This window comes from Williamsia sp. (genome assembly GCF_016462415.1).
Lineage (GTDB): Bacteria > Actinomycetota > Actinomycetes > Mycobacteriales > Mycobacteriaceae > Williamsia_A.
Genome location: NZ_JAEMTF010000013.1, coordinates 51,545 through 65,097, shown reverse-complemented (window position 1 = coordinate 65,097; position 13,553 = coordinate 51,545). Strand labels below are relative to the sequence as shown.

At 70.3% G+C, this 13,553-nt stretch carries 10 protein-coding genes and 1 pseudogene; 5 read left to right on the top strand and 6 right to left on the bottom strand.

Translation table 11 applies throughout. From position 1 onward, the window contains the following. Positions 1 to 21: 21 nt before the first annotated feature. Entirely contained in the window at positions 22 to 1,485 is a 1,464-nt protein-coding gene (locus tag JHC79_RS05545) for a DUF3068 domain-containing protein (protein WP_296389136.1), read from the bottom strand. A 148-nt stretch (positions 1,486 to 1,633) separates the two neighbouring features. Between JHC79_RS05545 and JHC79_RS05540 the strand changes: the two are divergent. Continuing rightward, positions 1,634 to 2,713: pseudogene (locus JHC79_RS05540) on the top strand (acyltransferase); the annotation flags it as partial. Between the two features lie 14 nt (positions 2,714 to 2,727). Here the strand turns inward: JHC79_RS05540 and JHC79_RS05535 are convergent. The 3 genes from JHC79_RS05535 to JHC79_RS05525 all read right to left on the bottom strand — a co-directional run bounded on the left by JHC79_RS05535 (position 2,728) and on the right by JHC79_RS05525 (position 7,863). After that, on the bottom strand, positions 2,728 to 7,047 hold the full coding sequence (locus JHC79_RS05535; RefSeq protein WP_296389133.1) for an alpha-(1->3)-arabinofuranosyltransferase: 4,320 nt from the start codon (positions 7,045 to 7,047) through the stop codon (positions 2,728 to 2,730). A gap of 16 nt (positions 7,048 to 7,063) precedes the next feature. Then, on the bottom strand, positions 7,064 to 7,264 hold the full coding sequence (locus JHC79_RS05530; protein ID WP_188486988.1) for a DUF2613 domain-containing protein: 201 nt from the start codon (positions 7,262 to 7,264) through the stop codon (positions 7,064 to 7,066). 77 nt (positions 7,265 to 7,341) lie between these two features. Then, entirely contained in the window at positions 7,342 to 7,863 is a 522-nt protein-coding gene (locus JHC79_RS05525; protein ID WP_296389129.1) for a universal stress protein, read from the bottom strand. A gap of 91 nt (positions 7,864 to 7,954) precedes the next feature. Between JHC79_RS05525 and JHC79_RS05520 the strand changes: the two genes are divergently transcribed. The 3 genes from JHC79_RS05520 (at position 7,955) to JHC79_RS05510 (ending at position 10,888) form a co-directional block, all read left to right on the top strand. After that, entirely contained in the window at positions 7,955 to 9,172 is a 1,218-nt protein-coding gene (locus JHC79_RS05520) for a glycoside hydrolase family 3 N-terminal domain-containing protein (RefSeq protein WP_296389128.1), read from the top strand. A gap of 424 nt (positions 9,173 to 9,596) precedes the next feature. Next, complete coding sequence (locus JHC79_RS05515) at positions 9,597 to 10,208, top strand: TetR/AcrR family transcriptional regulator (protein ID WP_366782325.1); 612 nt, start codon at positions 9,597 to 9,599, stop codon at positions 10,206 to 10,208. A 56-nt stretch (positions 10,209 to 10,264) separates the two neighbouring features. Next, complete coding sequence (locus JHC79_RS05510; RefSeq protein WP_296389126.1) at positions 10,265 to 10,888, top strand: TetR/AcrR family transcriptional regulator; 624 nt, start codon at positions 10,265 to 10,267, stop codon at positions 10,886 to 10,888. Here the strand turns inward: JHC79_RS05510 and JHC79_RS05505 are convergent. Then, on the bottom strand, positions 10,874 to 11,665 hold the full coding sequence (locus JHC79_RS05505) for an SDR family oxidoreductase (protein WP_296389123.1): 792 nt from the start codon (positions 11,663 to 11,665) through the stop codon (positions 10,874 to 10,876). The two genes, JHC79_RS05510 and JHC79_RS05505, sit on opposite strands and share 15 nt — an antisense overlap. 125 nt (positions 11,666 to 11,790) lie before the next feature. Between JHC79_RS05505 and JHC79_RS05500 the strand changes: the two genes are divergently transcribed. Beyond that, positions 11,791 to 12,666, top strand: a complete 876-nt coding sequence (locus tag JHC79_RS05500) for a helix-turn-helix domain-containing protein (RefSeq protein ID WP_296389121.1) — start codon at positions 11,791 to 11,793, stop codon at positions 12,664 to 12,666. Here JHC79_RS05500 and JHC79_RS05495 read toward each other — a convergent pair. Continuing rightward, positions 12,651 to 13,553: a glycosyltransferase family 2 protein gene (locus tag JHC79_RS05495; RefSeq protein ID WP_296389120.1), complete on the bottom strand. Its 903-nt coding sequence runs from the start codon at positions 13,551 to 13,553 to the stop codon at positions 12,651 to 12,653. The two genes, JHC79_RS05500 and JHC79_RS05495, sit on opposite strands and share 16 nt — an antisense overlap.

Below are 13,553 nucleotides of genomic sequence, written 5' to 3'. Positions count from 1 at the left end.
CAGTCGGAGAAGCAGGCCTTGCTACCGGTTGTCCGGGCCCCGCCAGGGATCGTCACGGCGGGTCTCGGCCGATCCGGGACCGTCCGGATCCGACCATCCGGCCTGCGACGGATCGTCGGTGACGCGCGGGATGTTCTGCGTCGCATCGTCATCGGTGCCGCCCGAGCCGCCGGTGTCCTTGCGAAGGTCCGGGAACACCGTGGTCGGGCGGTCGGATTCCTCGTCGCGGTACCCGGGGTCCCGGTAATCGGAGTCGCGGAACGCGGAGTCGTCGGGTCCGCCGTCGTCGTGGGTGGCGACGGGGTAGTACGGATCGGTGGCACCGCCCGCGGTCGCGGCCCGGCGACGCGGTCCGCGCAGCAGCAGGAAGACGCCGGCGACCAATGCGATGGCGCCGAGCACGCCGAAGACGATCGGCAGCCAACGGCCCCACAGTCGGACCGGCGAGGCGAGGTCCTTGGCGTTGTCGGCCAACGACTCCTGCGTCTTCTGGTCGTAGACGAAGGTGGCGTCGAGGTTGGTCAGCTTGTAGTCGCGCAGGGCGGCCGGGGCGTCGTCGCTGACGCCGGAGATCTTGAAGTACTCCTGGACGTGCTCGCGCGCGTTGATGATCGTGCCACTGACCGGATCGACGTACAGATCACGAGTTGCCTTGTGGTACAGCTCGGCCGGGAGCTTCTGGGTCCGGTCGATGTCGGGGAACCCGCCGTACCAGGACGACGCCTGGCTCAGTGTGGTGCCCTGCGGGGACTGGTCGTTCGCGTCCTTGAGGCTCGCGAGGTTCGCCTCCGGCACGTCCTGGGTGTAGTGGAAGACCTTGACGCCGTTGATTTCCGAGGAGTCGACGTACTTCAGCGGGCTCGAGGTGCGGGTCGTGAGGTCGAAGTAGTTGTAGGTCTTGGACTTGTCGACGTCGAACGGGAACCGGTACTGCAGGCCGGTGCGGTCGGGGATGGTGACCGTCTTGTCCGACGCGTCGAGCTGGACCTCGGAGCTGCCGCCACCGCCGAGTGCGGGCAGTGCGGTGCTGCGATCGGTGGTGACGCGGTCCTTCGTCGCGAGCAGCAGGGCGCCGAGGCAGCCCCCGCCGCTGGTCGAATCCGAACTCGGGGCGACGGTTTCGCCGGAGATCTGGATCTGGTTGATCCGGGTCGACGTGCCGGCCTGGAAGGTGACCTTCTCGGAGTTGGCCGGCTTGACCACGACCACGCGCTGCTGGCGGGTGAGGTTGGCGTCGGAGACCTCGGGCTTCGAGTCCGACAGCGAGCAGCGGTTCAGGATCTGGGCGGGCAACGCCTGGCTGCCGGTGCCGCCATCGGGTCGCTGCGACGACGCCACCGTGGTGAAGTCGGTGTCCATCGGGGTCTTCTCGAGCTGTCCCACGAGGTACAGCGGGGAGGCGATGGCCACCACCACCAGCAGTGCACCCACGAAGATGAGGACCGGCCCCACGAGTTCCCGAACCGACATTCGGCCTGACGCCATGGCGCAAACTCCTTTTAGAACTTCTCGTGTCGGTGTGGTGAGCGAGCGCATTCCACCTTGCGAGCGAGACTAACAGCCGGGCCGATCGCTCCGTCGCTGCTAGACGGCGATTTGTCGCCCATGACCGGACGCCGGGTAGTTTCGGCCCATGGTCACCAGCGCGGGCGCCGACGACCGTCTCCGCGCGGCGCCACCCCGTTCCGGCTTCATCCCGGCCCTCGAGGGCATGCGGGCGCTCGCCGCGATCGGAGTCCTGACCACTCACGTCGCCTTCCAGACCCGGTCTGTCGACGGTTCGGTGCTCGGCGCCGTCTGGGGGCGCCTCGACCTGGCCGTGGCCCTCTTCTTCGCCCTGTCCGGGTTCCTGCTGTGGCGTCCGCACGCCTCCGCGGCCCGGGGTGGACCGGCGGCGCCAGGGTTCCGCCGCTACCTGCGTCATCGGGTGGTACGGATCTGGCCCGCGTACCTGGTGGTCGTGGTCTTCGTCCTCGTCCTGCTACCGGACGCTCGCGGCGCGACGCCGACGGTCTGGCTCGCGAACCTGTTCATCGCCCAGATCTACGTTCCGCTGTCACTCACGTTGGGGATGACGCAGATGTGGACGCTGTCGGTGGAGGTCAGCTTCTACGCCCTGCTGCCGCTGATCGCGTTCGCCGTGGTCCGGCTGCGCGGCGACCGCGCACGGCTGCGGATCCCGGTGCTCCTGGGTGCGGCCGCGATCAGCCTGTCGTGGGGATGGATCGCCGACGCCCTGCCGCTCGCCGCGGGGGTGGCACCGAAGAACTGGCTTCCCGGGCACCTTCCGTGGTTCGTGGTGGGGATGGTTCTCGCGGAGATGGCGGCCACACCGACGCGGGGTCGGATCGCGCGCTGGATCGGGGGGCACCGGGTCTCGATGACCGGCGTGGCCGCCCTCGCCTACGCCGCGGCCTGCACACCGCTCGCCGGGCCCACCGGGCTCGCGGAGGTGTCGTCGGCTCAGTTCGCGGCGAAGATCGTCCTGGGTGGGATCGTCGGCTTCGGTGTGCTCGCCCCGATCGTCCTGCGTCCGGCGGGTCGGTTCCGCTTCCTCGACTCGGCGGTGATGCAGGCCCTCGGTCGGTGGTCGTACGCGATCTTCATCTGGCACCTGGCGGTGCTGTCCGCGGTGTTCTCGCTGTTCGGGTTCGGTGTCTTCGGCGGATCGATGTGGGCCGTGTGGCTGCTGACCCTGCTCGTCACGATCGGGGTGTCCGCCGCCAGCTACGGCTTGATCGAGGACCCGGCACGGCGCGCGATGCGGGACGCCGAACGTCGCCGCAGTGAGCGACGCCAGGCCGCCGCCGACCGCGACGCCGGCACGGCCCCGGCGGCCACGAGCGTGACCGCCATCAGCGCGGCGAGCTGAACCCACCAGCTGAAACCGGTGTAGCCCGACGGCGACCGCCACGGGCCGAGTGACAATCCGGCGGCGGCCAGTGTGAACATCGCGGCGACCACCAGCGGCAGTGCCCGGGGACGTCGACGTCGGATCCACTGACCCGCCGCGGCGGTTGCGACAGCTGCCAGGGCACCCGGCCACCCGGTGAGCAGTGTCAGGGCCACCACGAGTGCGACGGCGGCGGCCAGCGGCGCCCGGATCGGCGTCGCCGCCGGCAGCCGATCGTCACGCGTCGGGCGTCGTCGCCCGATGAGCGTGGCGGCGAACAGGGCTGCCACGGCCAGCAGTCCGATCAGCAGCGACCAGCGATAGGGGCCGTCGAGCGGATAGTCCAGCGTGATCGTCCCGGCGACACCCGCGGGCACGATCCACCCCTGCTGCCAGCCGTCGACGACGATCGGGGTCAGTTCCCGACCGCCTGCCCGGGCGTGCCAGCCCGCGTTCTGTGATTCCGGAACCACCAGGACACGAGCCGAGCCCGACGCCGCGACGTCGACCGTCCGGTGATCGGCACCCCATTCCTCTGGCGCCAGGGCCCGCTCTCGCTCCGAACCTCGCTGCGCCCGATTCCCACTCGGCGACCCTGCCGCTGGGCGCTGGAGCGTGGCCGAGTCGACCGTGAACGCCGCACCGGGGGTGATCGACACCTGTTGCTCGCCGGCGGGCAGGGCCACCGAGTCCGTGCCGCAGGGAGAAGCGGCGACCGGGTCTCCGTCGAGAAGGCGGCGTGCGGTGGTGGTCACCGTCAACGGCACCACGCGGCCCGCCACGGCCATCCCGATGCCGGCATCGCAGCCCACCGTGACGACACGGTCGGCCGACGGCGCGGGCGGCGCGCCGCCGACGGCGATCTCGGCGATACCCACCGGTGCCTGCTTGGCGAAGCCGAGGCTGTTGACGTCGATGAGATCGGCCGACGACAGCACCGTCACCGAGACGCGGTCGGTCACCGCCGGATCGAGGGTGATCCGGCCGTCGGCCGGCAGTTTCCGCACCTGTCGGCCGGTGCCGAGGTCGACCGCGACCCGCACCGGCGCAGCCGGGTACAGCCCGCGGGGACGGGTGATCGTCATCGTGTCGACGCGCTGGGCCGCGGGCAACGTGAGCCGCAGCGATGGGGGTGCCGCGCCGGGTGTGGTGGTCGACTCGGGGGCGATCCAGGACGTGCCGGGTTCGCCGTCGACGGCCGCCGAGGCCGTGCCGCGAGGATCGACGACCAGCGAGGCGCCCTGGGCGCGCACCGATCCCGGAGCGGCCAGCAGGGTGGTGAGGGCTGTTCCCGGGGCGCCGCGCAACCAGACACGCGGGGTGACGTCGATGGCCTCGGGCACCGACAGCACCCGGGTGAAGACACCGGGTTCCTCGGGCGGTAGGGCCAGCGCCGCCGAACAGCGCGTGACATCTGCGTCTGCCGCGCACGCCGTCCGGCCGCCGAGCTCGGTGCCCAGATCCCAGCCGGCGACCGACCGGCCCGCGACCAACGGCGGCAGGACGACGCGGTGGCGGATGGCCAGATCGGTGCCGCTGCGGGTGTCGGTGAGCGACATCTCCGCGATCGCGAACTGGCTGCCGGCGGTGTTGTTGTCGGTGCCGATGGCACGCACCTGGATCCAGCGGGTCGGTCCGCTCGGAGCGACGATGGTGGTCTTCGCGCCCGGCGTGAGGCCCTGGGCGACCGAGCTGCCGGCCTCGGTGGTGACCAGCAGGCTCGTGACCGGTGCGCCGAGGGCCTTGCCCGGGGTGACGGTCACGGCGAGGTCGGAGCGCGGGCGGGTGAAGTTCACCTGCAGCCACTGGCCCACCGCGGAGTCGATGCCCCGGCTGATCCACGAGGTGTTCGGGTCGTCGTCGAACGCCGCGGCGGGGGAGTTCGCCGGCGAGGTCTGCCCCAACTGCGTTGCATCCGAGGCAGATCCGGACGCGGTGACCGACACCTGATCCGGGGCGCCGTCGAGCAGCCACTGCCCGCGCACCAGGCCGGCGCCCGGTACGGGGTAGTCGGGTACGGCGTTCTGGGTCGACCGCCGGTCCCCGGGGGCACGGATGGCCGAGCTGTGGTCGTCGACGCGACCGAAGTCGGTCTCTCGGTCGGTGGGTGTGTCGGTCACGATGGCGCCGGACGGACCCGAGTCGTCGACACCGGCGCGTCGGGCGTCGGCGTCGAGCAGCGCCGGGCCCAGCGGCGGTGCACCGGTCAGTGCGGCGTGATCCTGCAGGCGCGCCAGCGATTCGGGACCTCCGACGATCCGCGGCATCGCGTCGAGGTCCACCACCGACGGTCCGGTGCCCGCGCTCGAGGTGCCCGCGGCGGCCGAACGGACCGCGAAGATCTGTATCGCGGGCAGCTGTGGCGCCAACCCGTCGTCGCCGACGATCCCCTTGATCCTCCGCGGACCGACCTCGGGCCCGAACCGCGCGACGCGCACCAGACCGGGCGACGACGTCAGCGCCTGCTGGGCCAGAATCGGTCGCGCCGAGCGCGATGCGGTGGGATCGAGGTCGGCGCGCAGGACGACGTATCCGACGCCCTGTCGTTCCAGGGTCGCCGCCATCCCCGCCGACCCCCGACCGGAGCTGATCAGCCGCTGCACCGAGTCCAGTGCCCGGATCGCACCGGGCGGGACCAGTGGGATCGCGTCGCGCACGGCCCACGGCACACCGGCCAGCGGCTGCAGCGGTTCGTCGCGGGTCAGTCCCCAGCTCTGGTCGGCCAGCGGTGCCCCCGGCACCACCAGGGTGCGTTCCGGGTGCTCGCGGGGACCCGAGTTCGCCGTCAACCAGTCGGCGGTCTGCGACCAGTAGTCGGGGATCTCGTCGTAGGTTCCCTGCGGGGCGATGCGTCCGGTCCACACCAGCGAGCCGGCGCCCACCACGGCGACCAGCAACGCGATCGTCGCGGCGAGTGCCGGTGACCGTTCCGGATGGGCGGCCGCGCGACCCGCCTGCGGCCAGGACACGGTGCCCGGCAGCGGGATACGCGCGAGCAGGTGCGCGATGCCCAGGACCAGGGGGATGCGGATCATCGGGTCGAACTTGTGCACGTTGCGCAGGGGCGCGCCCGCGCCGTCGAGGAACACCCGGATCGGTTCGGCGACCGGCGAACCGAGCTGCCCGGCGAAGCCCAGGCACATCAGCAGCAGCCCGACGACGAGCGCCGTGACCAGACGTCCTCGTCCGGGCATGCGGCGCATGGCGAGTCCCGCGAGTCCGGCCGCCGCGACGACCCCGGTCGCGACCACGGCCGCCGGTTGGTTCACGAGCAACGATCCCGCGACCCGCTCCGGGGAGACGAACGGCGTCCACGAACTGGTGCCGCGCAGGACCTCGGTGAGCGAGGTCCACTCCGTGGTGACGCGCGACGACTCGATGAAGTCGAGGAACGGCGGGCTCACCCGCGAGAGGATCAGCAGCGGGACGATCCACCAGGCGCACGCCAGCGCCACCCCGAGCGCCCACCACAGCGAGAACCGGACCCACCGCGCGGCGGGCCTGTTCTGCGCCGAGCCGGTGACGACCGGGGCGTGCGCCAGCCACCACACGACGGCGATACCGCACGCGGCCAGCGTGGCGACGGCGTTGACCGCACCCATGAGCGCGACCGCGCAGGCCGATCGGAACGCCAACTGACGCAACGACGATCGCAGCTGTGGGTGATTGAGGGCGATCACCACCGGGATCAACACCCACGGCGCGAGCATCATCACCGTCGTCTCCGAGGAGATCGATCCCAGGGTCGTCAGGACGCGGGGACTGAGCACGAAGGCGACCGCGGCGACGATCCGGGAGCCCCGGGAACCGACACCCAGAGCCTCGGCGAGCCGGACGATGCCGAGGAACCCGACGAAGACGAGCACGGCCCACCACAGCCGCTGGGTGACCCACGGCGGGAGGCCGACGACGTCGCCGAGGACGAAGAACGCCCCGTGCGGGAAGAAGTAGCCGTAGGCCTGGTTCTGGACCTGACCGAAGGTAGCCTGCGACGACCACAGGTGCGTCGCGCGGGCGAGGAAGCCGACGGGGTCGGCGGTGAGATCGAGCTTGGTGTCGGCGGCGATGGTGCCGGGGGACTGGACGAACGTGACGATCAGAGCGGCCAGAGCCGCGAGCGCGACCCCGCGTCGGGTCAGACGCTGATCATCCACCGAGCGGGGACGGACGTCAGTTCTGCACTCCGGCGTTGTCACGCGTGCCGTAGTCGACCGAGCCCTTCACGAAACCGTTGTCCGCGTTGAAGCTGTTGACGTCGGTCGACGGGTTGTCGTCGGAGGAGATGTACCCGCCGAGGAACACGACCGCGATGGCGACGATGACGCCCATGATCCCGGCGATGGCTCCGGCGATGAGGCGGTTGTCGGTCATGGGTGTGGTGCTCCTGAGGTCGACGTCGTACTGCTCGCGTCGAAACTACCATCCGCCCCGCCCGGTTTCGGTGCCGCTCAGGAGTGCGCGGCGGCCGTGGCGTTCGCGGTGCATCGGGCCGGGACGACCAGCACCGGTCGGCGACAGTGTTTCAACACCGCCTCGGCGACGCTGCTGTGCAGCAGCGCCTTGAGTCCGGACGCGCCGCGGGTGCCGGTGACCAGCACGTCCACGGCCAGCTCGTCCGCGGCGTCGACCAGCGCGCCCCACACCGTCGACTCCACCTCGGCCAGGCGTCCGTCCGCCTCCATCCCGCAGGCACGGGCCCGTTCGACACCCCGCGCGTTGAGGGTGGTGGCCTCGATCCGCAGGAGTTCGTCGACCTCGGTGTCGACCGAGACGCCCACCATCGTCTGCATCCCGCCCGACAACGACGACAGGCGGGCGGTCTGATGCGAGCCGGTCTCCCACGCGGTGACCACGACGGCGCGTCGGCCCGCGAGGAACCGTCCCGCGTAATCGATTGCCCGATCCGCGTTCTCGGTGCCGTCGTAGGCGATCATGATCAGGTCCGAGGTCTGCTGGTCCGTGGTTGCCATGATGGTGTCCTTCGTCCCCTGTGGTGTGGGACGAGAATAGTCCGTGGACTGGGCATTCGTGCGGGAATCGCGCCGTGTCAGACTGCTTGCCATGTGGAAACCGGAGGCGCGACGCCGTCATGGTGTGACCGTCGGCGTGATGGGTCTGGTCGCGGTGCTGGCGGGTTGCGGCAGCGGGGCCGACGGCGTCGCGACCTCGACGGGTGCGACCTCGACGACCTCCGCGGCGGCTTCTTCATCGACCTCGTCGGCACCGAGCACCTCGAACGCGGTCGCCGCCGGATGCGCGTCGGCGATCACGGCGTCGATGTCGTTGCGCGACAAGCTCGCCGCGATGCTGGTGGTCGGGGTGAGCGGAACGGAGGACGCGCGTCGCGTCGTCGACACCTATCACGTGGGTGGGATCTTCGTCGGCAGCTTCACCGACTTCTCGATCCTGGCCGACGGTCGACTGAAAGCCATCGCGGCGCGGTCGAAGCGGCCGCTGATGGTGACGGTCGACCAGGAGGGTGGTCGGGTGTCGCGGCTGTCCGAGCTGGGTATCGACAGCCCGTCGGCCCGCGAACTGGCGGCGACCTCCACGCCGGCCGAGGTGCGCCGAATCGCGGCGAGGACCGGGGCGGGTCTGAAGAGACTCGGGATCACCGTCGACTTCGCGCCGGACGCCGACGTGAGTGACGAGTCCGACGACGAGGTGATCGGTGACCGGTCGTTCTCCGACGATCCGGCGGTCGTCGCCCGGTACGCGGGTGCCTTCGCCGACGGTCTGCGCGACGCGGGCGTCATGCCGGTGTTCAAACACTTCCCGGGTCACGGACACGGATCGGGTGACTCGCACACCGGCACGGTCCGCACGCCGCCGCTGTCGCAGCTGAAGTCGGACGATCTGGTGCCGTACCGGACGTTGTTGCCGGGTCAGGCGACCCGAGCGGTGCCGACGGCGGGGGTGATGGTCGGGCATCTGATCGTTCCCGGGCTCACGGGCGATGAACTGCCCGCCAGCATCTCGGCACCGGCGATGCGGCTGTTGCGAACGGGGACCGGATACGGCGGCAGGGCTTTCGACGGCCCGATCTTCACCGACGACCTCAGCGGGATGGCCGCGATCAGCGCGCGGTACGGGATCGAGGAGGCGGTCGTGCGGGCCCTGACCGCCGGGGCCGATCTGGCGTTGTGGCTCAGCACGGACAAGGTCCCCGACGTACTGGCCGCGCTCACCTCGGCGGTGCGGGCGAAGCGTCTGTCCCAGGCCCAGGTGGACCGGTCGGTGGCGCGCAACCTGCGCGCGACCGGTGCGGGTGCCTGTTGACGGTCGGTTCAGACGGCGTCAGCGGGCACTACGCGGGAACGCATCCGGACACGAGATGTCCGCGTCGCCACCGAGGCGGTGGGACAATGGATGCGTTTCCGAACGAAGTACCCCACGTAGAATTCGTTCGGAATCGCGTAGTGCCCGCAGGTCCGTGCGCGTCAGATGTCCCGGTGTGGGACGCGACGCCGCGAGCTCCGCGGCCTCGGGAATACTCCCCATATCCCCGAGCCGCGAAATGACGAGGATGGTGACGGTGGAAATGGCCAGTGAGCTCGCGATAGTCGCGAACACCACCGTCCATGTCAGAACGTCACCCAACGGAACTTTCCTTCCGACTGACCGAGCAGTGCCCCCCGAGACATTTGTCCCTCCGCACTGCTACTGTCGTCCTCATGCACCGTTACGTTACAGCTTGTAATGTATGATGGTCAACACCGGGCGACCACGAGATTCGTCGATTGACGACGCCATTCTCGATGAGGCGGCGAGAATGATCGTCGAGATCGGCTACGGCGCGACGACCATCGACGCGGTGGCCCGTGCCGCAGGCACGACACGACCGGCCGTGTACCGCCGGTATGCATCGCTGGCCCAGATCGTCTCCGCGGCCATGAGTTCCCGCGTCGTGTTCGATCCCCGTACCGATTGCGGCGATCTGCCCGCGGACCTCGACGCAGTGCAGAAGCAACAGATCGCGTTCTTCACCGATCCCCTGGTCATCCGGGCGATGCCGGGTCTGATCGAGGAGAGTTCACGCAACGACACCCTGCGTTCTCGTCTGTTCGACGACATCATGACCCCGCGACGTGCGGCCGTCCGCCGTGCTCTCGACCAGGCCGCCCATCGCGGTGACATCGCCGCCGTCGCCGATTCGGACGAGATCTGCGACCTGCTGACCGGGCCACTCCTGCTCCGCACGCTGATGCCCGCACTCGGTGCCGTCGACACCCATCTCGCCGAGATGACCGTCGCCGCGGCACTCGAATCGGTGGGTTACCGTCGGGCCGACGTCGCCACGGTCGAGCGTTCGTAACTTACTGCCTGGTAAGTTGAGGTCTTCAGTTCGGACCGGGTGGAAGGCGGTGGACCATGGCCGGTGGCACGAAGCGGCTCCCCCGCGCAGTGCGCGAACAACAGATGCTCGACGCAGCCGTCGCAGTGTTCGCCGAGAAGGGCTTCCGCGAGACCGCGATGGACACCATCGCCGCCGCCGCGAACATCAGCAAGCCGATGCTCTACCTCTACTACGGTTCCAAGGACGAGCTGTTCGCCGCCTGCGTGAACCGTGAGGGCAGCCGGTTCATCGAGGCCATGAGCACCGGGTTCGACCCGAACCTCAAGCAGCGCGACCAGGCCCGCACCGTCATCTACGAGTTCCTGCACTTCGTCGACACCAACCGGGCGTCGTGGCGGGTGCTCTATCGGGTGGCCACCGCGCAGTCGAACTTCACCGCGATCGTCGATGCGAGCCGCGCTCGACTCATCGAGATGATCGCCGACCTGCTCCGCCGGGGCACCACGGTCGAGGCGACCGAGACCGACTTCGAGTTGATGGCGGTCGCACTCGTCGGAGCCGGTGAGGCGGTGGCCGACCGGATCACCGAGGGCGACATCGATCTCGACAGCGCCACCGACCTCGTGTTCGGCATGGGGTGGCACGGTCTGGCCGGCGACAAGAAGGTCACCGGAGAGCACGTCTCACAGATCGGGTAGCGGCAGGTCCATGTTGGGCTTGATGATCCCACCGTCGACCTCGAGGATCTTCCCGGTCGTGTAGGCGCCGGCCGCGGAGGCGAGATACAGTGCGGCCGCAGCGATCTCGTCGGTGTGGCCGATGCGCCGCAGGGGGGTGGCCCGTTCCAGCCCGGTCCGCATGCCCTCGTCGGAGGTGACCATCTCCAGTGCCGAGGTGGCGATCGCGCCGGGTGCGATGGCGTTGACCCGGATCCGCGGCGACAGGTCCTCGGCGGCGAGCCGGGTGTAGTGGGCGAGCGCGGCCTTGGCGGTTCCGTAGGCGGCGAACGCCCGGCCGGGCAGCCGTCCCATCGCCGAGGTGATGTTGATGATCGATCCGCCGTCGGTGTTCTCCAGCATCCACGGCACCGCGGCGCAGGTCAGTGCGTGCGCGGTCGACACGTTGAAACGGAACGCACCTTCGAGCGCCTTCACGCTGGTGTCGAGCAGCGCGTTCGGCATGGTGCCGCCCACGTTGTTGACGACGATGTCGAGGCGGCCGAGCTCGTTCTTCGCTGTCGTGGCCAGACCTGCGGTGACCTCCGGGTCGCTGAGATCGGCCGCGACCACCACGGCGCGGCGACCCAGGGCGCGCACCTGCTCTGCGACCTCGTCGAGCTGGGACTCGGTACGCGATCCGATGACGACGTCGGCGCCTGCCTCGGCGAATGCGATCGCGATGGCGGCGCCGAGTCCACGACCCGCGCCGGTCACCACCGCCACCTGCCCGTCCAATCGGAATCGGTCCTGGATCATCGGTGCTCCCTGGGTCGGACGACGAATATTCGTCATACACTGGTCTATTATTTCGACGCGCGGCTCAGTGTAGGGACTGCCCGCTCGAGCTGACAAGCATCCGCCCAGGACGAGAGGAGTCGGCTGTGGTCGATCGATCTCCGTCGCCGCCGACACGTCGGGTGATCGCAGTGGTGGGGATGCTGGCGTCCGCAGACCGCCCGATGGGGGTGGGTGAGATCGCCGCCGCCCTCGGTATCGCCCGGGCGACGGCCACCGCGGTGCTTCGCGAACTCGCCGACGCGTCGTGGGTCACGCGCGACACCGACCGCCGCTATGCGGTGGGACCGGCACTGGCCGGTGTCGGTGCGCGCCTGGCCCCGTCCGACTCCGTCGCGGCACGCCTCGCAGCGCTCGGGGCGCAGGTGGGGTGCGGTGTGACGTTGAGCCGCATCGACATCGGTGCGCTGACCGTGCTGGCCAAGGCCCACGGTGGTGCACGCGACATCCCGGGTCTCCCCGTGGGACACCGTGTTCCGCTGGCGTACCCGGCCGGTGCCGCGGTCATGCCCTGGCGCGGCGGACCCGAGCGCGACGGGTGGGCGGCCGATGCCGGCGTCGCCGGCGAACACCTGCTCGCGCTGGTGCAGCGTCGTCGATACGTGCTGTTCCGGCCGGCGTCGGAGGACGCGGGTCTGGTCGAGGTCCTGGCGGACCTGCTCGACGTCGTCGGGAGCGACCTGCTGCGGCCACGACTGCGCGCCAAGGTGCTGACGCAGTTGTCCGCGCTCACGGCCCGGGCCTACACGGCCGACGAACTCGACGACGACACCGCGCTGCCGGTCAGCTATCTCGCCGCACCAGTCGTCGTCGGTGGGCAGGCGGCCCACGAACTGCAGATGGGCCCGCTGCGACCGTCCGTCACCCGCGATGAGCGCGAGGCCTACATCGCGGCCCTGATGTCGGCGGCCGACGATCTGGCGCGCGATCCCGGCTTGGGTGCGGGTCAGACCGTCGGGTAGCGCCCGCGCAGGCGGAGTCGGAGGCCGTGCGCGGTCGAACGGATCGAGATCCGTTCGGCAGGAGGGAAATCCGCCGCCCGCTCGGCCACGTCGTCGATGAGTTGCTCCGCGTCGGCGACCTCGTCCGGTGGTGCACCGGGGCCGGTCAGCGCGGAGTAGGCGCGGTACTCGCGACCGAACGTCGAACGACACAGGTCGCGGTGCACCTGTGCGGTCGGGGCGTCCGCGGCCACGGCCTGTTTGTAGGACTCCTGTGACGAGGTCTGGGCGGCGTGCCTGCGGTAGGCGACCGACGGAAGGGACGTCCGGCCCATCCGGGTCCCGTTGAGCGCCAGTCGCATCCAGAGATCCCAGTCCTCGGCCGGGACCGTGCGGTACCCGCCGGCGTCGAGGATCGCGCTGCGGCGGCCGGTGAGCGACGGTTGCATGACCGCGCAGTTGAGCAGCAGCTCGTACGACAGCGACCGGGGGTTGGCGCCCAGCAGCGGCTGCGGTGCGGCGGCGAACCGTCCGGGGCCGACGAACAGCGCAGGCGAGAACACCAGGTCGAGATCGTGGCGGCGCATCAGGGACAGCTGGGACCGGAACCGCCAGGGCAGACTGACGTCGTCGGCGTCCATCCGTGCCACCAACGGGGTCTCGGCGGCGTCGAGCAGGGCGTTGGCGGCGCCGGTCACGCCGAGACGTCGCCCGCCGACGTCGAGCAGACCGACGCGTCGATCCCGCCGTGCGACGCGCTGCACGACGGCCGCGGTGTCGTCCTCGCTCGCGTCGTCGACGACCAGGATCCGCCCGTCGCGGGGCAGGGCTCGGGCCACCGAGGCTATGGCGCGCTCGACCGTGGTCGCCACATTGCGCGCCGGGATCATCACCGTGAGGGCCTCCAC